Raw genomic sequence first — 19952 nt, 5'->3', positions numbered from 1 at the left:
GCTTATTCCGCGCCTTCGACAAGGATCATGTCGGCCTGTGCCACGGTCGTGCGGATCGCCTTTGCGGCCTGATATTCAGGCGAGTTGTAGCAATCGCGCGCTGCCTGCAGCGAGGGAAACTCGATCACCACATTGCGCCCGCGTCCCGTACCTTCCAGCCCTTCCCAGTCGCCGCCGCGTGCGAGAAAACGCGCACCGAACTTCTCGAAGGCCGGTTTGGCCGTAGCCACATAGTCCTTGTAGCGCTCGGGATCGCGCACATCGACATGGGCAATCCAGTATCCTTTGGGCATGGTTTTCTCCTCCGTGGTGGACGTCCGTCCACTCTGTCAGGCTGCGGCCATCTCGTCGAGAATGGATTGCGCCGCCGCCTTCGGATCCTGCGCCGCCACGATCGGGCGGGCCACCACCAGGTGGGAGCCTCCCGCGCGGATCGCATCGCCGGGCGTCATCACACGCTTCTGGTCGCCATGGTCGCTGCCTGCCGGGCGGATGCCGGGGGTCACCAGCGCCATGCCGGGTCCTGCCACATCGCGCATTTCGCTCACCTCGGTCGGTGCACACACAATGCCGCCCATCCCTGCCTCGCGCGCCTGCGCGGCGCGCTTCTTCACCAACTCGCGCGCCGTCAACGCATAACCGGCCTCGTTGAGGTCCGCATCGTCCATCGAGGTCAGAACCGTCACGCCAAGCAGCGTCAGCCCCGAGCCCTCCGCCGCCTGCACGGCTGCGCGCATCGCCTTGGGGTAGGCATGGATGGTCAGCATGGTCATGCCCATACGGGCGATGTTTTCCACGCCCTTGGCCACGGTGTTGTCTATGTCGAGGAGTTTCATGTCGAGGAAGATCTTCTTGCCCGAGCCGGCCAGCTCGCGCGCAAAGCCCAGCCCGCCGGCAAAGGCAAGCTGGTGGCCGATCTTGTAGAATGAAACGGTGTCACCGAGCGCTGCGACCACCCGGTCGGCTTCGGTCAGGGTCGGCACATCCAGGCCTACGATCAGGCGGTCCCGCATTGCTTCGCTCATAAGGTCAGGCTCCCACTCTTGTCGATGTCAATCTGGCGCGTTCGATCAGGCTGCTGCACACGGCTTCCATCATCCCGCGTGTGCGGTCATCCCTGAAGTCGCCATTCTCGTCGAAGGCGTCCTGTGCGCGGGCAACGGAGCACTGTTGGGTGATGATGTCGGCCTTGCAGTTCATCAACACGGCGCGCAGGTGATAGAGCCCGCGTATGCCGGCGAAATTGCCGTCCGAGGAGGAGCACAGCCCGATGGACTTTCCGGCCCATGGGCGCAGTGGCTTTCCACCGTCCTTCGAGATGCGGCTTACCCAGTCGATGGTGTTCTTCAACAGAGGCGGGATGGAGGCGTTGTATTCCGGGCTGGCGATCAGCACGCCGTCATGGGCGGCGATCAGCCGGCCGAGCCTGTAGGCATTCTCGGGAATGCCTTTCTCCTTCTCCAGATCCTGATCCATGATGGGAAGCGGGTAGTCCGCCAGCGAGATGCGCGTCACCTCGGCGCCCTGCTGCGCGAGTTCTTTCATGGCGGCGTCGGCAGTCTGGCCGCTAAAGGCGCCGGTGCGGATCGATCCCGCGAAAACCAGAATCTTGGGGGTCATTGGCCACAGCTCCTTTTTGAGAGAGCCGTATAGCCAATGTCGGCGTGGATGAACAGGCCCCGAATCCGGGCCTGGCGGTTAGGTCAGGAAGCGGTGCAAAAAATCAGTGTTTGCCGCGGCGGTAGACCCAGAGCTGCGTCGGCGGAATGTTGCGCAGCACGAAATCGAAATGCTCGACCGTGTAATCGCCCTGTCCGGGCGGGATCGGCGATTTCGGTCCATAGGTGAGCTGGATTACGGGACGCCCGTCGGGAATGCGATCAAGCAGGGAATCCAGATAGGCGATGCGCGCTTCAACGGGGAAGTTGAGCAGGGGCACGCCGGAGATGACACTGTCGAAGACCTGTGGCGCCCTGTCTCCCAGGGCCTGCGTCAGTGTCTGGTCCAGATTGAACGCATCGCCCTGAATGACGTGGACTCCGGGATAGGCTTCCCGCAGGTGTTTGACGAAATCCGGCGAGTATTCGACCGCATAGAGATTATCGGGTTTCACGCCATGGGCCAGAATGGCCTTTGTGATGACGCCTGTACCGGGCCCTACCTCGAGAACCGGCAGGCCGGAACCCGTGTTGATGACCGAGGCCATTCGCCTCGCCGTTACGCCGCTTGTGGGAATGATGGAGCCGACGGCCTTGGGCTGCTCGATCCAGCCACGAAAGAAACGCAGTTCTTCTCCAAAGCGATCCGCGATGGCCTTGCGCACATCCAAGCCCTTGCTCATCTTCCCGGCGTCCTCCGTCACGTTCCCGATCTCCCTGCGGCCCTGTCAGAATGCCCTGCCGCATAAGAACAACCGGGCAACGGCCCGGTGGTTCCTCTTAGCACGGTTTGGCTACTCACCGAAGGATTCGAAGAAGTCCTTCATCCGCGAGAAAAAGCCAGCCGACTGGGGGCTGTTCTCCTTGGAGGAAATGTTCTCGAACTCCTCAAGAAGCTCCCGTTGCTTCCTGGTGAGGTTTTGCGGCGTTTCTACGGCCACCTGAATGTAAAGATCGCCGACCTTGGGTTGCCGGAGAACCGGCATGCCCTTTCCGCTCAGGCGGAACTGCCGGCCGTTCTGAGTGCCCTCGGGCACCTTCACCCGGGTCTGGGTTCCATCAAGCGTGGTGACCTCGAAGGCACCGCCGAGGGCCGCCGTGGTCATGGAAATCGGCACCTTGCAATAAAGGTCCGCTCCGTCGCGCTGGAAGAACTCATGGGGTTTGACCGAAAGGAAAATGTAGAGATCGCCGGCCGGTCCGCCGCGAAGGCCCGCCTCGCCCTCACCCGCAAGGCGGATGCGCGTGCCGTCTTCGATGCCGGCGGGAATGTTGACCGAGAGCGACCGCTCCTCGGCCACGCGTCCCTGTCCGGAGCATTTGGGGCAGGGGTCGGAAATGGTTTCGCCACGCCCCTGACAGGTCGGACAGGTGCGCTCGATGGAGAAGAAACCCTGCGCGGCGCGCACCCGGCCGGAACCGTGGCACATCTGGCACTGTGTCGGCGAAGTGCCGGGCCTGGCACCCGTGCCGGCGCAGTCGTCACAGGCCACGGCTGTCGGCACGCGGATCTGCCCGGTCTTGCCCGTAAAGGCCTCTTCAAGAGTGATTTCCATGTTGAAGCGCAGATCCGCGCCATGCTGGCGGCCACCGCGGCGTCGTCCGCCGCCGCCCATCATGTCGCCGAAAATGTCTTCGAATATATCGGCGAAACCGCCACCGCCACCACCGAAGCCACCACGGCCGCCCATGCCGCCATTCTCGAAAGCGGCATGACCGAACTGGTCATAGGCTGCGCGCTTCTGTGGATCGCGCAGCGTTTCGTAGGCTTCGTTGACTTCCTTGAACTTCTGTTCGGCTTCGTCGTCGCCCGGATTGCGGTCAGGATGATACCGCATGGCGAGCTTGCGAAAAGCGCTCTTAAGTTCCTTCTCGTCGGCGTTTCTCGACACGCTGAGCGTCTCGTAAAAATCTGCCTTCATCAATGAGAGTCCCGCATAGTCTATCTGGAGCGAACACCATTCCCCCGATCAGTGTCCGTTATTTAGGTATTCGCGACAGCGAATGCCATAGTTTTCATGAGATTGCCAGCCATGTAAGCGGGACAGCGGTTCCATTTGGCGGCATGGGGCCGCTTTCAGTTCATCTCGGCTGCGGCCCTGGCCGGACCAGGTTTCGGCCGTGTAAGACCGGCGGCCCGCAACAGATATCCGGACAGCGTGTTTTCGAAGAAGCGGAAAGACGCCATGGCAACGATCACCGTCACCAGCATCACAAAGCCCGTATAGCCAAAGAAAAGTGCAATGGAATGCGACTGAATGTGATGGCTCCATAGATAGGAATAAAAGAGGCTCTCGGTAACCGGGTGCCAGAGATAAACACCGAACGAGACCGCGGCGGCCGGGCGCAGGAAGGCCGGATAGCTGTACCGTTCAGGATCGTTGCGCTCGACAAGCCCCGCCAGGAAGACCGCGACCGCCAGCAGAAGCAGCGTCACATAGATGTTCAGTTGCAGCAGCATGGAGGCGCAGGCAAGCAGGATGGCGGCCCAGGCGGGCCATCGCGCTGAAACCGTCAAGGCAGAGCGGTGCACGAGAACCGCGAGCAGGGCGCCCAGAACAAAATCGGCGAAGGTGCGGTATGCGCCCCAGGTATCGGCCATGACCCAGCTTTCGAACGGCATCACGCCGGTGTGCACCATCAGCTCAAGCACCGCATAGCAGGCAACAAGCAGGACGAAGAGCCCGGCAAGTCCGGCACGGCGAAAGGCGACGATGATGACGGGCAGCAGGAGATAGGCAAACCACTCCGCCGAAAGCGACCAGGAGACAAAGTTGAAGGAGAGCCTGTCTTCTACCCCCCAGGCCTGTATGAGCAACAGGTTCGAGGGCAGTGCGCTCCAGTCGTAGAGCTGCGGCTCCCCACCCGTACGCAAGACGCCCACGGAGACGAGAAGGCCAATCAGCACGAAATAGGAGAGCGTGGCGAGATGGAGCGGGTAAAGGCGGATCAGCCGCTTGTAGAGATAGATGCCGTAGCTCCTGGCATCGCGGACCTGCTCTCCATAACGCGTGAAAATCAGGAAGCCCGATATGATGAAGAACATGTCGAGCAACGGCCTGAGCGGCGCCAGTTCGTTTTTCAGGGCAAGCCCGTCACCGGGCGCGAAATGCCCGAAGTGGTAGAGCATGATCAACAGCGCAGCGACAAAGCGCCATATCTCGAAGAGCCGGTACCGGATCATTAGCCTCCCCCTGGCCAATCCGCAGTTTTTATTTTGCCGGCAAGTCTATTGGGAGGAGGTTTAAGAAGATGTGAAAAAGCCCGGGACGCAAATCCCGGGCTTTCCTGGTCGTTCTGTCAGGGCGTTCAGGCCGACTTCTTGTCGTCCTCGTCGATTTCCTCGAAATCGGCATCCACGACATCATCGCCCGAAGCCTTTGCATCGGCAGCAGCGTCTGCTTCTGCCGCTTCTGCCTGACTGGCCTCATACATGGCCTGGCCAAGCTTCATGGAAGCCTCGGCGAGCGCATTGGTCTTGGCCTTGATGTCCTCGGCGTCGTCGCCTTCGACAGCTGTCTTCAGCTCGGCGAGCGCGTCTTCGATGGCCTTTTTCTCCTCTTCGGAGACCTTGTCGCCATACTCGCCGAGGGACTTCTCGGTGGAGTGGATCAGGGCTTCGGCCTGGTTCTTCGCTTCCACGGCCTCGCGGCGCTTCTTGTCGGCCTCGGCGTTGGACTCGGCGTCCTTCACCATCTTCTCGATTTCATCGTCGCTCAGACCGCCGGAGGCCTGGATGCGGATCGCCTGTTCCTTGCCGGTGCCTTTGTCCTTGGCCGAGACGTTGACGATGCCGTTGGCGTCGATGTCGAACGTGACCTCGATCTGCGGCACGCCGCGCGGCGCGGGCGGAAGGCCGGTCAGGTCGAAGCGGCCAAGGCTCTTGTTGTCGGCAGCCATTTCGCGTTCGCCCTGGAACACGTTGATGGTCACCGCATTCTGGTTGTCCTCGGCAGTCGAGAAGACCTGGCTCTTCTTGGTCGGGATCGTCGTGTTGCGGTCGATCAGGCGGGTGAAGACGCCGCCCAGCGTTTCGATGCCCAGCGAAAGCGGGGTCACGTCGAGCAGCAGCACGTCCTTGACGTCGCCCTGCAGAACGCCGGCCTGAATGGCAGCACCCATGGCGACCACTTCATCCGGGTTCACGCCTTTGTGCGGCTCTTTGCCGAAGAAGCTCTTCACGGTCTCCTGGACCTTCGGCATGCGCGTCATGCCGCCGACCAGAACCACTTCGTCGATCTCACCGGCATTCATGCCGGCATCCTTGAGCGCCGCCTTGCAGGGCTCGACCGTGCGCTTGACCAGATCCTCGACGAGGCTCTCGAACTTGGCACGCGTCAGCTTCATGGTCAGGTGCTTCGGACCCGACTGGTCGGCGGTGATGAAGGGCAGGTTGATTTCGGTCTGCGAGGCGGACGACAGCTCGATCTTGGCTTTCTCGGCAGCCTCTTTGAGGCGCTGAAGGGCAAGCTTGTCCTGCTGCAGGTCGATGCCCTGCTCTTTCTTGAACTCGGCTGCGAGATACTCGACCAGACGCATGTCGAAGTCTTCACCGCCGAGGAACGTGTCGCCATTGGTGGACTTCACCTCGAACACGCCGTCGCCGATCTCGAGGATCGAGATGTCGAACGTGCCGCCGCCAAGGTCGTAGACGGCGATGGTCTTGCCGTCCTTCTTGTCGAGGCCGTAGGCGAGCGCGGCAGCCGTGGGCTCGTTGATGATGCGCAGCACTTCAAGACCGGCAATCTTGCCGGCGTCCTTGGTGGCCTGGCGCTGGGCGTCGTTGAAATAGGCGGGAACGGTGATGACCGCCTTCTCGACCTTTTCGCCGAGATAGGATTCAGCGGTTTCCTTCATTTTCTGCAGCGTCATCGCCGAGATCTGCGAGGGCGAATAGGTCTTGCCATGCGCCTCGACCCAGGCATCGCCATTGTCAGCCTTGACGATCTTGTAGGGGACCAGCTTCTTGTCCTTCTCGACCGTGGGGTCGGAGAAGCGGCGGCCGATCAGGCGCTTGATTGCAAAAAGGGTGTTTTCCGGGTTGGTGACCGCCTGGCGCTTCGCCGGCTGGCCGACCAGACGCTCGTCCGAATCCGTGAAGGCCACGATGGACGGCGTGGTGCGTGCACCTTCCGCGTTCTCAATAACCTTGGCGTCCTTGCCGTCCATGACGGCGACGCAGGAATTGGTTGTTCCGAGGTCGATACCGATTACTTTAGCCATGTCTTCTCTCCGCAAAGCAGACTGTCAGGACCCATTCCGGCGTTCCAGATGACAGCCCCTGTTCACACGAATTTGCTGCGGCAGCATCTCTGGGCGAAACGCGCCGAACAGCTTCGGGGCGTATATAAGAACGCTATTTTTGCAACGCAAGGCGGGATTTGCCTCGATTTGGAACGAACCGGCCCTCGGTTCGGTAACGCGCATCTCCACCAGGCCCGCTCTCGGGTGCACCGGACATTCATATCGACATTTGAAACAAAGCCAATTTGCTTGCGCGCATAGGTTGTGTGAGTGCTTTTCGTCTGGGGGCAGACAGGTGTGGCATCGGCTCGGTGCCCGCAGGAGTGCCGATGCTCGCAGAAAGTCTCGTGTCTGGGGGATTGTACGTTTCTTCTTTGCTTCAGGCGTTACCGGCGTGGGAGCCCGCCACCCTGTTCCCGACCGCCTCCAGCATGGTTGCGGACGTGAGAGACAAGGGTTCTCATTCGCAGCAGCGTTCGGCTTTCCGCGCAATGCTGCCGGCGCTCAGAAGGGAGGTCGAAATGACCTGCCTCTCCGCCGCCGTCTATCACGAAGCGCGGGGCGAGCCTCTGAGCGGACAGAGGGCAGTTGCAATGGTGATCGTGAACCGTGTTCGCTCGCCGTCGTTTCCCCACACCATCTGCGGCGTGGTGTTTCAGAATGCGCACAGGCCATACCGCTGCCAGTTCTCTTTCACATGCACCGGTATCGCTCTTCTCCCGAAGGAAAAGCGGCCATGGCGTCTTGCGCAGGAAATCGCCGTTTCCATGCAGAACTGCACGCCAGACTGTCGCGTCGAAGCCGGGTCAGAGGATCGCGGCCTGCACGCCGTGAGCGCTGCCACGCACTACCACGCCAGCTATGTTCGGCCTGGATGGGCACGACGTCTGCACAGGCTGGGGCGGATAGGCCGGCACATTTTCTTCACCACGAAGGGCGGGGATCAGGCCTGAGCGTGAGTGAGCTCTTAAACGACCTCCCAGCCATCATGGCCAGCAGCGCGATAGATGGCGTCGATCAGCTTCTGGTTCTTCATCGAATCCTCAAGCGTGAAGATCGGCGTTCTCTCGCCCCGCGCCGCCGCCACGATGGCTTCCGCCTGCAATCGGTATTGCCGCGCGCGAGGAAAGCGGTAGACGCTGGCGCTGTTGTGATCAGCGCTGAACATCGTCACCCGCGTGTCGCCGTAATCGGGTGTGTTGAAGGGTGCATTCACTTCGATGAAGCCCTTGTCGCCGTGGAACACCATGCTCTGGCGAAGCGCCATCTGTGTCGACACGTAGAAGCTCAGCTCGAAGGACCCGAAATCGGCCTTGGCGCTTGAATAGATGTCGGTGCCGAAGGTGGGATCGCGCTCCACTATGGCCTGGACGCGTTCGGGCTCCAGGCCGGTGGCAAAGCGCGTGGTCACCGTCGGATAGACGCCGATGTCGGGAAGACCGCCGCCGCCGAGCTCGGGCTTGTTGCGCATGTTGTCGGGATCGACATTGTGGTAGCAGAACACGCCCTGCACATGCCGCAACCGTCCGATCGCGCCCTCCGCGATCAGGTCGCGCACCTTGTGCCATTGCGGGTGGTAGGTGACCATGAAGGCTTCCGAGACGACGACATTGTTGCGGTCGCGTGCCTCGATGACGCGGGCGATGTCCTTGGCGTCGAGCGCCAGCGGCTTTTCCACCAGAACGTGCTTTCCGGCATCCGCGGCCTTGATGGCAAAGGCAACATGGTCGGAGGTCGGCAACGGAATATAGACGCCATCCACATCGGGCGAGGCGAGAAGCGCGTCATAGGAAGAAAACACATGCGGTATGCCAAAACGCGCTGCCACCGCTTCCGCCCGCGCGGCATCGCGGCTGGCGATCGCCGTCACGACGCCGTTTTCCGAATCCTGAATCTGCGGAATAACCTGCTCGCGACCAATCCTGGCCGTCGAAAGAACGCCCCAACGGAACATGCACTTTCCTCCTGCTGCCTGTGCGGGCAGACCCTATCGATCAAGGCGGCAAAAGAAAAGGCGGCTCGCCCGCCGCCTTTTTCAGATCAGAACACCATATTAACCCCGCAGTGTGCCGCCGGTCTGTTTGCCGACATTGGCGACGATGCGGCCGGCGATGGCTTCCAGTTCCTCATCCGTCAGCGTCTTGTCGCGCGGCTGGATCGAGACTTCGATGGCAACGGACTTCTTGTCTTCGCCAAGCGAGGCGCCCTCGAAAATGTCGAACACGCGCACACCGGTGACGAGCTTCTTGTCGGCTGCCGCCGCCGCCCGCTCGATGGTTGCCGCCTCGACAGACTTGTCGACCACAAAGGCGAAGTCGCGCCGCACGAGCTGGAAGGGCGAAAGGTCGAGGCGCGGCTTGGTGCGTGTCGCCTTGGCCTTTGGTTCGGGGATCGCGTCGAGGAACACCTCGAAACCGCAGATCGGCCCTTCGGCATCCAGCGCCTCCAGCGTGCGCGGGTGGATTTCGCCAAACGTGGCGAGCACGATCTTCGGTCCAAGACGGATCGTTCCCGAGCGACCGGGATGATACCAGTCCGGGCCGCCGGCCACGATCTGCAGCTTGTCCACCGGAGCGCCCGCAGCTTCAAGGGCCGCCAGCGCATCGGCCTTGGCATCGAACACGCCGACCGCCGCGCTGTTGCCAGACCAATGCCGCCCGGCACCGTCCATTGTTGCCGTACCACGGCGAATGCCGCCGGCCACGCGGCGCTGGCCTTCATAGCTGTCGTTCTCATAAGTGCTCGAAACCTCGAACAACGCCACATCGGCATAGCCACGCGCGGCATTGCGCTGGGCGGCTGCGATGAGGCCCGGGAGAAGCGAGGGGCGCATGTCCGACATGGAGGCGGCAATCGGATTGGACAGCTTGAGCGATGCATCGCCGCCGCCGAAGAGCTTTGCCTGGGCCTCGTCGATGAAAGTCCAGGTCACCGCCTCCATCATGCCGCGCACGGCGAGCGCCCGCCGCGCCTGGCGGGTGCGGTTTTGCAGAACGGTCAGAATCTGGCCGTTGACTGCCCCATGAGCGGGCAGGGGGGCGGGCGCGATCTCGTTCACGCCGTGAATGCGCATCACCTCCTCCACCAGATCGGCCTTGCTGTCGATGTCCGGCCGCCAGGATGGCACGGACACGTCCAGCACATCGCCATCGCCGGTGGAGGCGAAGCCGAGGCGGTTGAGAATGTCCCTGCTCTCGGCGCTCGACACGTTGAGACCGGTCAGGCGCTTCACCTCGCTCACCGGGAAGGTGATGCTGCGGGGCTCATAGCCTTTGTATCCAACCACGCGGCTTTCCGTCGGCTCGCCGCCGCACAGGTCGAGAACGAGCTGCGTGGCAAGCTCCAGGCCGGGTTCCATCATCTCCGGGTCCGCGCCGCGCTCGAAGCGGTAGCGCGCATCGGTGATGATGCCGAGATCGCGGCCCGTGCGGGCGATGTTCATCGCGTCCCAGAGGGCGGATTCGATCAGCACATCCGTGGTGTTCTCATCACAGCCCGAATGCTCGCCACCCATGATGCCGGCAATGGATTCCACGCCGTTTTCGTCGGCAATGACGCACATTTCCGGCGTCAGCCTGTATTCGCGCTCGTCGAGCGCGAGCACCGTCTCGCCATCCCCGGCGCGACGCACGGTGAGGTTCCCTTTCACCTTGGCGGCATCGAAAACGTGGAGCGGGCGACCCCGATCGAAGGTCACATAGTTGGTGATGTCGACCAGCGCATTGATCGGGCGCAGGCCGATGGCCGTCAGGCGCTGCTGCATCCATTTGGGCGAGGGGCCGTTCTTCACACCGCGCACGAGCCGCAGCGCGAAACCGGGGCAGAGCTCCGGCGCTTCGATGGTCAGGTCGACAGGGCAGGCCCCCTTGCCGGCAACCGGTGCGATGGGCGTATTTTTCAGGGTGCCAAGGCCCGCCGCCGCAAGATCGCGCGCAATGCCGTGGACACCGGTACAGTCTGGCCGGTTCGGCGTCAGGCCGATCTCGATCACCGGATCGTCGAGCTTCGCCCAGCTCGCGAAGGAGGTGCCGACAGGGGCGTCTTCGGGCAGGTCGATGATGCCGTCATGCTCCTCCGACATCTGCAATTCGCGTTCCGAGCACATCATGCCGTGGCTTTCCACGCCGCGGATCTTGCCGACCGAGAGTGTGACGTCGATGCCGGGGACATAGGTGCCGGGTGCGGCAAAGGCGCCGACGAGACCGGCACGCGCATTGGGCGCACCGCACACCACCTGCACCGGCTTGCCGTCGCCCGTGTCGACGGAAAGCACGCGTAGCCGGTCGGCATCGGGATGCTGCTCGGCGGTCAGAACTTTCGCGATAACGAAGGGCTTGAGCGAAGCCTTGTCGTCCACCTCTTCGACCTCAAGGCCGATCATGGTGAGCTTTTCGACGATCTCGTCGAGCGTGGCATCGGTCTCAAGGTGCTCCTTGAGCCAGGAGAGCGTGAATTTCATGGCATCATTCCTTCGGGTCTTGCCGTTCCAGGATTTTCACCAGCCGGAACCGCTCGCAAACCAGTTTCATATCGGGGCTGAAGCCGCCATTTCGCTGGAAATAGGCTTCGTGTCCCTCGCGCCAGCATGTCAGCGAGAGGTCTCCCTCGCCTTCGGCGCATGCAAAATCTTCGTCCACTTCGTCAAAGCGGCGAATGGTAACCTCTACCGTCTCTATGACGGCGGCAGGGCGTCCCTTGCCGTCAAGGACGATATCCTGCCGCCCAACCTGCGGCATCGGCTCGCCGCCGGCTTCGAAGTCGTTCAAGGCTCCGCAGGTCGCTGTTTTTCGCCCGGCAAGCACCAGCTCCAGCAGTTCATCTGCCAGTGCCGGGCTGTCGCCGAACGCGAAACGAACCGCCTCGCCATGGCTATCGGGCGAAGTCATCAACCGCTCAATCCGCCGAAAAGCGTCGGCAGGTCCAGCGGGCGGAAGCCGTAATGCTCGATCCAGCGCACATCGGCGTCGAAATAGTCGCGCAGGTCCGGCATGCCGTATTTCAGCGTGGCGATGCGGTCGATGCCCATGCCCCAGGCAAAACCCTGATACACATCGGGATCGAGATTGCAGGCGCGCAGCACATTGGGGTGCACCATGCCGCAGCCGAGGATCTCCATCCAGTCATTGCCCTCGCCAAAGCGCACTTCGCCCGGCTGCGAGCGGTCGCACTGGATGTCCACTTCCAGGCTCGGCTCGGTGAAGGGAAAGAAGGACGGGCGGAAGCGCATGTTGAGCTGCGGCACTTCGAAGAACGCCTTGCAGAACTCCTGCAGCACCCACTTCATGTTGGCGACATTGGCCGTCCTGTCGATCACCAGCCCTTCGAGCTGGTGGAACATGGGCGAGTGGGTCGCGTCCGAATCCTGACGATAGGTCTTGCCGGGAATGACGATGCGGATCGGCGGTTCCTGCGTCTCCATCGTGTGGATCTGCACCGGCGAAGTGTGCGTGCGCAGGAGCTTGCGCTCGCCCTTCTCATCCGGCGGGAAGAAGAAGGTGTCGTGCATCTCGCGGGCCGGGTGACCTTCGGGGAAATTCAGCGCCGTGAAATTGTAATAGTCGGTCTCGATGTCCGGCCCTTCGGCGATGGAAAAACCCATGTCTGCGAAGATCGCCGTGATCTCGTCGATCACCTGGCTGATCGGGTGGATGCGGCCGCGCTCGGCGGGTGCCCGACGCACCGGCAGGGTGACATCCACCTTCTCGCGCTCGAGCCGTGCGTCGATGGCGGCATTGCGTAGCGCGTCGCGCCGTTCAGTCAGCGCTTCGGTGACGCGCGCCTTCAGCCCGTTGATCGCGGGGCCCATCACCTGCCGCTCTTCCGGTGACATGGAGCCGAGCGTCTTCAGCATCTGCGAGACCGAGCCCTTCTTGCCGAGCGTGGCGACGCGCACTGCCTCGATCTCCTGCTCGTCGGCGGCCGTGGCGATCTGCCCGGCGATGGTCTTTTCCAGTTCCTCGAGTTCGCTCATGCCTCGTAGCCCTTTTTGGGTTTGATGTCGTGCTGGCTCATTTCTGCGGGCGTGGCCGCCGCGTTGCCGAGAGCCGTTTTCAAAAACCGTGTTGCTTTCAACACGCGCTTGCCGTCGCTGCCAAGCCCCCAGTGCTCGATTGCGCCGAGAAGGGGGATGAGCGGCGCGAAAAATCGGATGATCCGCCGCAGTTCTTCCGCCACCAGCCGCGGCGGCTCGGCGAAATAGGCATCGAATGCACTTTGCGGCGTGTCGGGCCGCTTCGCCTGCATGCAGATCTGCAGGAAAAGAAGCCACACATCGCGCGCCTGCGCCGTCGCCAGCGGCATGGCGGCTTCGGGCTCTTCTTCGAAGTCGACAAAGCCCCAGCGGCCGTCACTGGTGATGAACATGTCGCGCGGGTGCGGCCTGCCATGGCACAGGCCAAGGCCATGTGCCCTGCGCAACGCCTCCGCTGCCTGCACCAGAAGCCCGTCATGGGCGCCGTCCTCGCCATGGCGCGCGAGCATGTCGAGCTCGCTCTGGGCGATGGGCGCGACATTCGACAGAACCAGAACCCGGTCGTTGCGGAAAAGCAGTTTCGCCGTCGGCAGCCCTGCCTCGCGGAAGGCATCGAGCTTGCGTACTTCACGCTCGATGGCGGACGCGGTGTTCGTGCTGGGGGAGGCGCGCAGGAAGGCGGCCGGCATCAGCGGCGTCATTGCCCCGTGAAGCCATTTGGCCAAGGGCTGCCGCTCCACGTCATAGCGTTTGATCCAGACGGTATGTCCGTCCAGCACGGTTGACGAAACGCGCTGATGCTCACCGGTGATGAGCAGGCGCAGGAGCTCCGCCGTCGCCGCTGGCGAAAGCACGTCCTTTTCGCTTGTCGTTTCGTTGTCCATGGTCATCATCACAAAGAAAAACCCGCGCCAGCCCTGCCAGCGCGGGTTTCCCGAACGAAATTTGATTGCTTCGGGAAGCGCCAGCCTTAAGCGACAGCGCTTTCAAAAGCATTCGGGGTGGTGTCCTTGAGGTACACGAGCGCTTCCTTGGACTTCTTCACCAGAGCGGCGAAGGCCTGCGGCTCATGCACGGCCATGTCGGCCAGCACCTTGCGGTCGATCTCGATGCCGGCCTTGTTGAGGCCGTCGATGAAGCGGCCATAGGTCAGGCCGTGTTCGCGTGCGCCGGCGTTGATGCGCTGGATCCACAGAGCGCGGAAATTGCGCTTGCGGGCCTTGCGATCGCGGTAGGCGTACTGCAACGACTTTTCGACCGCCTGCTTGGCGATGCGAATGGTGTTCTTGCGACGGCCGTAGAAACCCTTGGCGGCTTTCATGACCTTCTTGTGCTTGGCGTGGGCGGTAACGCCCCTCTTTACGCGTGCCATGACATGATCTCCTTAAATCTGTTCCGGGTTCCTGCGATCACAGGCCGTAGGGCATGAACTTCTTCACGATCTTCGTATCGGGATCGGAAAGAACCATCGTGCCGCGGGCATCGCGGATGAACTTGTTGGAACGCTTGATCATGCCGTGGCGCTTGCCAGCGGCTGCGACTTTCACCTTGCCGGTGGCGGTTACCTTGAACCGCTTCTTGACAGAAGACTTCGTCTTCATCTTGGGCATTTTGCTTCTCCGTTCTATCGCCTGCGCCGGTCTGCGGAAAAAGCGCGCCGGGTGGCGTCGGCTTCCCACAGTGTCGCGCATGCGCATTTCAGCATTAAGGACCGCCACGGCATGCCCTGCCGGCCGGTCCAGGAACGCGGCCTTATAGCGGCGGCGGGCCGTTTGCGCAACTCCTGATTTGACCGCGTGGCGGCGCCGGCTCAGTAGAGACGGAACAGAATGGGCAGCAGTCCGAGATCCTGAACATACTCGACCAGCTCGAAGGCCGGCATGGCCAGGAAGAAGATCAGCCCGTCCCGCAGCGTGCCGTATAGCCGCTCAGGCAGAATGGTCAGCGTCTTTGGATCGTGGAAGAGCTTCGGGTTCGGGATGAAGGCCGGCACGCGCGCCAGGTACGCGTCATAGGCCTCGCCGAAGGTTTCGCGCAGGTGGTGTTCTTCCCGGCGCGTGGTGATGCTGAGAATAAAGGCTGCCAGAACGCCGCAGATCGCCGCAACCACCATGCTTCCGGTCTGGGCACCTACCCCCATGGCTCCGATGGTGGAGAAGAGATAGAGCGGGTTGCGGGTTATGGAATAGGGGCCGTCCTGCACGAGTTCTGCTGCCTTGCGCCCGCCAATATAAAGCGTGCACCAGAGCCTGCCCGCGATGGCGATGCCGATCAGGCCGAGCCCCGCTATCTCGATGATTTCCTCGATATCGATGCCGAGAGGCTGATAGTGCGCCCAGCCCGAGTGGAAGAAGAGAACGAAGCCACAAAGCAGCGCCGCGATAAGCCAGAAACTCGCGATGCGCAGGCGCTGGAACTGCCCCAGCGCAATTTGATGGATCGACATTTCATATCCCTCGATGATGGTTTGCCACAGCGCCATGCATGCTCTTGGGCGCACGGGGCACAATGCGTAGGGACAGAATGCGGCGCATTTGCGAAAGAAAAAGCCGGAGCGAGCCCCGGCTTGTTGTCGTGTTGGTGTGCGTCTTTACGGGCGCAGTGCCAATCAGGTCGTGCGCGGCGCCAGAACCATCATCATCTGGCGGCCTTCGAGCTTCGGCTCGGCTTCCACCTTGGCAATTGGCTCGACCTCTTCCTTGACCCGGTTGAGGAGCTGCATGCCGAGTTCCATATGCGCCATTTCGCGGCCGCGGAAACGCAGCGTCAGCTTGACCTTGTCGCCAGCCTCGAAGAAGCGGCGCACGGCCTTCATCTTCACCTCATAGTCATGGGTGTCGATGTTCGGACGCATCTTGATCTCCTTGATCTCGATGGTCTTCTGCTTCTTGCGCGCCTCGGCAGCCTTCTTCTGGCTCTGATACTTCATCTTGCCAAGATCGGTGATCTTGCAGACGGGCGGCTTGGCGTTGGACGCCACCTCGACCAGGTCAAGGCCGGCTTCCTCGGCAAGACGCAGGGCATCTTCCGTGTCGAGAACGCCACGGTTGTTGCCTTCGTCGTCGATGAGCTGAATCTGGGGAACCCGGATGTCGCGGTTTGCGCGCGGGCCTTCTACTTTCTGAGGCGGCGCTTTGAATGGTCTGCGAATGGTCGTGATCTCCTCGAATTGTTAAATCACTGGTTACGGCATTGTCTTCAGGCCGAGGCGTATGTCGTCTCGGCAGGCGAAGTGTCAATAGCATATAAGGGCAAAAGAATCACGTTTCTCGTTTTGCCTGAATGGGAATGCGTGTGATCGATGGTTGGTTCCGGCATGGGAGACAGTAGATGAGTGAGGGCAGGGCGAGCTTTCTGACGATTGGCGATACGCAGATCGCATACCGGCGTCGGGAGGGCCGCGCACCGGGCGTCGTCTGGCTGGGCGGCTATAAGTCCGACATGCTCGGCACCAAAGCCGAGGCGCTGGGCGGCTGGGCCGCTGAGAAGGGGCACGCCTTCCTGCGGCACGACTATTCCGGTCACGGTGAATCCGGCGGTGCATTCACGGATGGCACGATCTCGCTATGGCTGGAGCAAAGCCTCGGTGTCTTCCGGGCTTTCACGAAAGGGCCGCAGATCCTCGTCGGATCTTCCATGGGCGCGTGGATCGCGCTGCGCATGGCGCAGGAACTGCACCGGGCAGGTGAGGGCGGCCGTCTCGCCGGCCTTCTGCTTCTGGCTCCCGCTCCCGATTTCACCAGCGAACTGGTCGAGCCCAAACTGTCAGACGCAAATCGGCGGGAGCTTGAGGAGAAGGGCTATATGGAAGAACCTTCCGAATATTCCGACGAGCCCTACATCTATACGCGCGCGCTGTTTGAAGACGGAAAGCGCAATCTGGTGCTCAATGGCATTCTCGATACCCACTGCCCGGTCCATATCCTTCAGGGCAAGGCCGATCCCGACGTCCCCTTCACCCATGCCATGCGGCTGACCGAGCATCTGCCGGCAGACGACGTCACACTGTCGCTCATTGGCGACGGCGACCACCGGCTTTCCAGACCGCAGGACATAGCCCTGATCCTGCGGTCACTGGAAGGTTTGATGGACCGCGTCGTTTAGCCCGGTTGCCGGAGTGTGGCAGAATCCCGCAAATAAATACCGAAAAAACAATGATTTGTGCGATTCTCGTTTATCAATTCCTTGAATCTGGGAAAACAGCCCCCATCTCGAAATCATGCAGCTTCCCGGGGGTTGCATGCTCAAGGAAAGGAACGGGTGAACATGACAAATTCTGCGCTTATCCGTCCCGCCTGGACGCCTGCGACGATTGCTCTGATGGTGGTGGGTTTCATGGTGTTCTGGCCGCTCGGCCTCGCCATGCTCGCCTACATTCTGTGGGGTGACCGGCTCGGGGAGTTCAAGAAGGACGTAAACCGAAAAACCGATGAAGTCTTTGCCGGCTGCCGGCGTGCATCAAGACGTCATGCGTTTACAGGCAACGTTGCCTTTGACGACTGGCGCACAAAGGAGCTGGAGCGCCTCGCCGAGGAACGCCGCAAGCTCGATGAGATGCGCGACGAGTTCGACGATTATATGCGCGAGCTGCGCCGGGCCAAGGATCAGGAAGAGTTCGATCGCTTCATGAACGAACGCAACAAGGGTCGCAAATCGGGCCGCGGCAAGTCCGTCCCGGATGTGACCGACGAGGCCTGATCCGGTGGACAACAGGTAAACGGTTGAAACGGCATCTCATTGAGGTGCCGTTTTCTTTGCGCGTTTTTCTCCACGAATCGCTTATTCTTTCCCAATGGCGCTTGGTTTCCTCAACAAGATGATCGGGCTGAAAGTGGCGGCTCCCCCGGCCGAGCGCATACACCGCGTTGCCGGGCGGGAACTGCCGCTGCGCATTGTCGAAAATGCCAGAGCAAGGCGTCTCACCCTACGCATCGAGCCAGGTGGGCGTGGGCTTCGCGTCACCGTGCCGCCGGGCCTCTCCCGCTCCCGCGAGGTTGAAGAGTTTCTTGACCGCCACACCGGCTGGCTTGAGGAAAAGCTGAAAAAACTTCCTGAGCGTCCTCTGGTCCGGCCGGGCATCAAGATCCCTGTGCGCGGCGTGCCGCATCTCATCGTGCACGATCCTGCGGGTCGGGGTGCCGCGCGGCTTGTTGTGCAGGAGGGTGCCCCTGTGCTCATTGTACCGGGTGATGGGGAACGCCTGCCGCGCCGGGTCGCCGATCTCCTGAAGCGCGAGGCCAAGCGCGACATCGAGGCGCTGGTGGCAAAGCATACCGCATCAATCGGCAAACGCGCCCGCGCCATCCGCTTCCGCGATACGAAGAGCCGCTGGGGGTCATGCACCTCCGACGGCGCTCTCTCCTTCTCCTGGCGCATCATGATGGCCCCGCCGCTGGTGATCGATTATCTGGTCGCTCATGAGGTCGCGCATCTGAAAGAGATGAACCACGGCGCCCGCTTCTGGAAACTCTGCCGTGAGCTCTGCCCTGAAACCGATCGCTGCAGGGACTGGCTGAAGCGCAACGGCACGGCTTTGCAGGCCATCGGGTTTGAGTGACGGGCGGGCTGTGCCGAGTCTGTCTCTGAGGGCAGGTTTGCCTGATTGCTGTTGAGATGCCGGTGCCAGGCGCCCTCGCCCTTCGACAAGCTCAGGATGAGGGCTACTTCAGCATCGCCGCACAAAACGACTGAAGAAACACGCCAGCAATTCAACAGCCCTCATCCTGAGCTTGTCGAAGGGCGAGGGCGCCTGGCACTGGCATCTCCCCGACCGCTCCGCGACAGTTCCGGCAACGCTTCATAGTTAAGCGCAATCAGCGCTTCTTTCTTGGCCCGAGACCAGCCCTTGATCTGCCGCTCCCGGGCAATCGCATCGAGCATGCGGTCATAGGTTTCGGTAAAGACCAGTTTTACCGGGCGGCGAGACTTTGTATAACTTTCAAGAATCCCCGCATTGTGCTCCCAAACGCGGCTTTCAACCGGCTGCTTGGTCAATCCGGTGTAGTAAGAGTCATCCGCGCAACGCAGGATGTAGACCGTGGCTTCCATTGCGCTTTCCGCTAGAACGTTAAATGCACTTAAAAATTGCATTTCATTCGAACCACTGAGTCAAGCGCCCTCGCCCTTCGACAGGCTCAGGATGAGGGCTGTTGAGATACTGGCGTGTTTCTTCAGTCGTTTTGTGCGGCTACGCTGAAGTAGCCCTCATCCTGAGCCTGTCGAAGGGCGAGGACGCCTGGCGCGACCGCCTCCAGCCTCGACTCCGCCGCCATTTCGTGCCACTTCCCTGTTATGACACTCGACGTGAAAATCTGCGGGCTGAAGACCGAAGACGCCATGGCGGCAGCACTCGATGGCGGGGCGAGCCATATCGGCTTTATTTTCTTCGAGAAAAGCCCTCGCCATGTGGAGGCCGATACGGCTGCAAGCCTGCGAAAAGCAGCCCTTGGCCGCGCACAGGCTGTTGCCGTCACGGTGAATGCCGGTGATGCGGGACTGGATGCCATCGTGAAGACGGTCAGACCAGACATGCTGCAGCTTCATGGCGGTGAAAGCCCGGAGCGTGTCGCCGAGGTGAAAGCGCGCTACGGCCTGCCGGTGATGAAGGCGTTCGCCATCCGCGAGGCGACCGATCTGGAGCGCATCGCACCCTATCGCGGCATCGCCGACCGGTTCCTTTTCGATGCCAAGCCGCCGAAAGGATCCGAGCTTCCCGGCGGCAATGGTGTGTCCTTCGACTGGCAGCTTCTGGCGGGCCTTGACGATAACGTGGATTACATGCTTTCCGGTGGTCTGAATGCGGCCAATATCGGTGCGGCCCTGAAAGCCGTGTCGCCGCGCGGAATAGACATTTCGTCTGGCGTGGAAAGCGCGCCCGGCGAGAAAGATCCGGAACTGATACGCGCGTTCTTCGCCGCCATCCGGCAGGCGCTTGAAGCGGACGCGGCTCCGGCATGAGGAGAGTGGCTTGAACAAACCGGCAGAACCCAATTCCTTCCGGATTGGCCCTGACGATGACGGCATGTTCGGCATCTTCGGTGGCCGGTTCGTTGCCGAAACGCTGATGCCGCTGATCCTCG

At 61.6% G+C, this 19952-nt stretch carries 22 protein-coding genes; 5 read left to right on the top strand and 17 right to left on the bottom strand.

Going from position 1 to position 19952, the window contains the following annotated elements; all coding sequences use genetic code 11:
• Positions 1–2: 2 nt before the first annotated feature.
• The 7 genes from AC07E3_RS19600 to dnaK all read right to left on the bottom strand — a co-directional run bounded on the left by AC07E3_RS19600 (position 3) and on the right by dnaK (position 6881).
• Positions 3–293 carry a DUF1330 domain-containing protein gene (locus tag AC07E3_RS19600; RefSeq protein ID WP_025029697.1) on the bottom strand — a complete coding sequence of 97 codons (291 nt, stop codon included), beginning with the start codon at positions 291–293 and terminating at the stop codon, positions 3–5.
• A gap of 36 nt (positions 294–329) precedes the next feature.
• A complete protein-coding gene (pyrF, locus tag AC07E3_RS19595; RefSeq protein WP_478364271.1) occupies positions 330–1013 on the bottom strand; it encodes an orotidine-5'-phosphate decarboxylase in 684 nt (227 codons plus the stop codon).
• Between the two features lie 16 nt (positions 1014–1029).
• Positions 1030–1620, bottom strand: coding sequence for an NADPH-dependent FMN reductase (locus AC07E3_RS19590; RefSeq protein ID WP_478364242.1), 591 nt, complete (start codon positions 1618–1620; stop codon positions 1030–1032).
• Positions 1621–1723: 103 nt separating this feature from the next.
• The gene (gene pmtA / locus AC07E3_RS19585; RefSeq protein WP_478364240.1) at positions 1724–2341 is read right to left on the bottom strand and encodes a phospholipid N-methyltransferase PmtA; all 618 of its coding nucleotides are present in this window, start codon (positions 2339–2341) and stop codon (positions 1724–1726) included.
• Between the two features lie 111 nt (positions 2342–2452).
• Positions 2453–3580, bottom strand: coding sequence for a molecular chaperone DnaJ (dnaJ, locus tag AC07E3_RS19580; protein ID WP_336070782.1), 1128 nt, complete (start codon positions 3578–3580; stop codon positions 2453–2455).
• Positions 3581–3735: 155 nt separating this feature from the next.
• On the bottom strand, positions 3736–4842 hold the full coding sequence (locus AC07E3_RS19575; protein WP_478364238.1) for an acyltransferase family protein: 1107 nt from the start codon (positions 4840–4842) through the stop codon (positions 3736–3738).
• A 125-nt stretch (positions 4843–4967) separates the two neighbouring features.
• Entirely contained in the window at positions 4968–6881 is a 1914-nt protein-coding gene (gene dnaK, locus AC07E3_RS19570) for a molecular chaperone DnaK (protein ID WP_336070778.1), read from the bottom strand.
• Positions 6882–7423: 542 nt separating this feature from the next.
• On the opposite strand from dnaK, the gene AC07E3_RS19565 reads away from it, so the two are divergent.
• Positions 7424–7855 carry a cell wall hydrolase gene (locus AC07E3_RS19565; protein ID WP_478364236.1) on the top strand — a complete coding sequence of 144 codons (432 nt, stop codon included), beginning with the start codon at positions 7424–7426 and terminating at the stop codon, positions 7853–7855.
• Between the two features lie 14 nt (positions 7856–7869).
• On the opposite strand, the gene AC07E3_RS19560 is transcribed toward AC07E3_RS19565, so the two are convergent.
• From AC07E3_RS19560 to infC, 9 genes are all read right to left on the bottom strand, one after another.
• Complete coding sequence (locus AC07E3_RS19560; RefSeq protein ID WP_478364234.1) at positions 7870–8856, bottom strand: Gfo/Idh/MocA family protein; 987 nt, start codon at positions 8854–8856, stop codon at positions 7870–7872.
• A gap of 99 nt (positions 8857–8955) precedes the next feature.
• A complete protein-coding gene (pheT, locus tag AC07E3_RS19555; protein ID WP_478364232.1) occupies positions 8956–11361 on the bottom strand; it encodes a phenylalanine--tRNA ligase subunit beta in 2406 nt (801 codons plus the stop codon).
• Positions 11362–11365: 4 nt separating this feature from the next.
• Positions 11366–11788: an ASCH domain-containing protein gene (locus tag AC07E3_RS19550; RefSeq protein ID WP_478364230.1), complete on the bottom strand. Its 423-nt coding sequence runs from the start codon at positions 11786–11788 to the stop codon at positions 11366–11368.
• Entirely contained in the window at positions 11788–12873 is a 1086-nt protein-coding gene (pheS, locus tag AC07E3_RS19545) for a phenylalanine--tRNA ligase subunit alpha (RefSeq protein ID WP_478364228.1), read from the bottom strand. Before pheS ends, AC07E3_RS19550 begins: the two co-directional genes overlap by 1 nt.
• Positions 12870–13757 carry a BUD32 family EKC/KEOPS complex subunit gene (locus AC07E3_RS19540; protein WP_478364226.1) on the bottom strand — a complete coding sequence of 296 codons (888 nt, stop codon included), beginning with the start codon at positions 13755–13757 and terminating at the stop codon, positions 12870–12872. Before AC07E3_RS19540 ends, pheS begins: the two co-directional genes overlap by 4 nt.
• An 86-nt stretch (positions 13758–13843) precedes the next feature.
• Positions 13844–14245, bottom strand: coding sequence for a 50S ribosomal protein L20 (gene rplT / locus AC07E3_RS19535; protein WP_025029706.1), 402 nt, complete (start codon positions 14243–14245; stop codon positions 13844–13846).
• 37 nt (positions 14246–14282) lie between these two features.
• A complete protein-coding gene (gene rpmI, locus AC07E3_RS19530; protein WP_007009054.1) occupies positions 14283–14483 on the bottom strand; it encodes a 50S ribosomal protein L35 in 201 nt (66 codons plus the stop codon).
• 200 nt (positions 14484–14683) lie between these two features.
• Positions 14684–15319, bottom strand: a complete 636-nt coding sequence (locus AC07E3_RS19525; protein WP_336070763.1) for a methyltransferase family protein — start codon at positions 15317–15319, stop codon at positions 14684–14686.
• 162 nt (positions 15320–15481) lie between these two features.
• Entirely contained in the window at positions 15482–16024 is a 543-nt protein-coding gene (infC, locus tag AC07E3_RS19520; protein ID WP_081487733.1) for a translation initiation factor IF-3, read from the bottom strand.
• Between the two features lie 179 nt (positions 16025–16203).
• On the opposite strand from infC, the gene AC07E3_RS19515 reads away from it, so the two are divergent.
• The 3 genes from AC07E3_RS19515 (at position 16204) to AC07E3_RS19505 (ending at position 18430) form a co-directional block, all read left to right on the top strand.
• On the top strand, positions 16204–16977 hold the full coding sequence (locus tag AC07E3_RS19515; RefSeq protein WP_478364224.1) for an alpha/beta hydrolase: 774 nt from the start codon (positions 16204–16206) through the stop codon (positions 16975–16977).
• A 162-nt stretch (positions 16978–17139) separates the two neighbouring features.
• Complete coding sequence (locus tag AC07E3_RS19510; protein ID WP_478364222.1) at positions 17140–17571, top strand: DUF2852 domain-containing protein; 432 nt, start codon at positions 17140–17142, stop codon at positions 17569–17571.
• A gap of 94 nt (positions 17572–17665) precedes the next feature.
• On the top strand, positions 17666–18430 hold the full coding sequence (locus AC07E3_RS19505; protein ID WP_478364220.1) for a M48 family metallopeptidase: 765 nt from the start codon (positions 17666–17668) through the stop codon (positions 18428–18430).
• A gap of 161 nt (positions 18431–18591) precedes the next feature.
• Here AC07E3_RS19505 and AC07E3_RS19500 read toward each other — a convergent pair whose 3' ends face one another.
• Complete coding sequence (locus tag AC07E3_RS19500) at positions 18592–18921, bottom strand: GIY-YIG nuclease family protein (protein ID WP_478364218.1); 330 nt, start codon at positions 18919–18921, stop codon at positions 18592–18594.
• Between the two features lie 243 nt (positions 18922–19164).
• Here AC07E3_RS19500 and AC07E3_RS19495 point away from each other — a divergent pair, with 243 nt between their 5' ends.
• The gene (locus tag AC07E3_RS19495; protein ID WP_478364216.1) at positions 19165–19830 is read left to right on the top strand and encodes a phosphoribosylanthranilate isomerase; all 666 of its coding nucleotides are present in this window, start codon (positions 19165–19167) and stop codon (positions 19828–19830) included.
• Positions 19831–19952: the final 122 nt, after the last annotated feature.

This window comes from Nitratireductor lacus, from assembly GCF_056431025.1.
The sequence above is the reverse complement of the archived record's forward strand: the minus strand, read 5'-3'. Positions and strand labels throughout refer to the sequence as shown.

Bases quoted from the DNA above. Each gene is read 5' to 3' on its own strand.
- AC07E3_RS19600 (WP_025029697.1), bottom strand. From the start codon at position 293: ATGCCCAAAGGATACTGGATTGCCCATGTCGATGTGCGCGATCCCGAG.
- pyrF (WP_478364271.1), bottom strand. From the start codon at position 1,013: ATGCGGGACCGCCTGATCGTAGGCCTGGATGTGCCGACCCTGACCGAA.
- AC07E3_RS19590 (WP_478364242.1), bottom strand. From the start codon at position 1,620: ATGACCCCCAAGATTCTGGTTTTCGCGGGATCGATCCGCACCGGCGCC.
- pmtA (WP_478364240.1), bottom strand. From the start codon at position 2,341: ATGAGCAAGGGCTTGGATGTGCGCAAGGCCATCGCGGATCGCTTTGGA.
- dnaJ (WP_336070782.1), bottom strand. From the start codon at position 3,580: ATGAAGGCAGATTTTTACGAGACGCTCAGCGTGTCGAGAAACGCCGAC.
- AC07E3_RS19575 (WP_478364238.1), bottom strand. From the start codon at position 4,842: ATGATCCGGTACCGGCTCTTCGAGATATGGCGCTTTGTCGCTGCGCTG.
- dnaK (WP_336070778.1), bottom strand. From the start codon at position 6,881: ATGGCTAAAGTAATCGGTATCGACCTCGGAACAACCAATTCCTGCGTC.
- AC07E3_RS19565 (WP_478364236.1), top strand. From the start codon at position 7,424: ATGACCTGCCTCTCCGCCGCCGTCTATCACGAAGCGCGGGGCGAGCCT.
- AC07E3_RS19560 (WP_478364234.1), bottom strand. From the start codon at position 8,856: ATGTTCCGTTGGGGCGTTCTTTCGACGGCCAGGATTGGTCGCGAGCAG.
- pheT (WP_478364232.1), bottom strand. From the start codon at position 11,361: ATGAAATTCACGCTCTCCTGGCTCAAGGAGCACCTTGAGACCGATGCC.
- AC07E3_RS19550 (WP_478364230.1), bottom strand. From the start codon at position 11,788: ATGACTTCGCCCGATAGCCATGGCGAGGCGGTTCGTTTCGCGTTCGGC.
- pheS (WP_478364228.1), bottom strand. From the start codon at position 12,873: ATGAGCGAACTCGAGGAACTGGAAAAGACCATCGCCGGGCAGATCGCC.
- AC07E3_RS19540 (WP_478364226.1), bottom strand. From the start codon at position 13,757: ATGGACAACGAAACGACAAGCGAAAAGGACGTGCTTTCGCCAGCGGCG.
- rplT (WP_025029706.1), bottom strand. From the start codon at position 14,245: ATGGCACGCGTAAAGAGGGGCGTTACCGCCCACGCCAAGCACAAGAAG.
- rpmI (WP_007009054.1), bottom strand. From the start codon at position 14,483: ATGCCCAAGATGAAGACGAAGTCTTCTGTCAAGAAGCGGTTCAAGGTA.
- AC07E3_RS19525 (WP_336070763.1), bottom strand. From the start codon at position 15,319: ATGTCGATCCATCAAATTGCGCTGGGGCAGTTCCAGCGCCTGCGCATC.
- AC07E3_RS19515 (WP_478364224.1), top strand. From the start codon at position 16,204: ATGAGTGAGGGCAGGGCGAGCTTTCTGACGATTGGCGATACGCAGATC.
- AC07E3_RS19510 (WP_478364222.1), top strand. From the start codon at position 17,140: ATGACAAATTCTGCGCTTATCCGTCCCGCCTGGACGCCTGCGACGATT.
- AC07E3_RS19505 (WP_478364220.1), top strand. From the start codon at position 17,666: ATGGCGCTTGGTTTCCTCAACAAGATGATCGGGCTGAAAGTGGCGGCT.
- AC07E3_RS19500 (WP_478364218.1), bottom strand. From the start codon at position 18,921: ATGGAAGCCACGGTCTACATCCTGCGTTGCGCGGATGACTCTTACTAC.
- AC07E3_RS19495 (WP_478364216.1), top strand. From the start codon at position 19,165: ATGACACTCGACGTGAAAATCTGCGGGCTGAAGACCGAAGACGCCATG.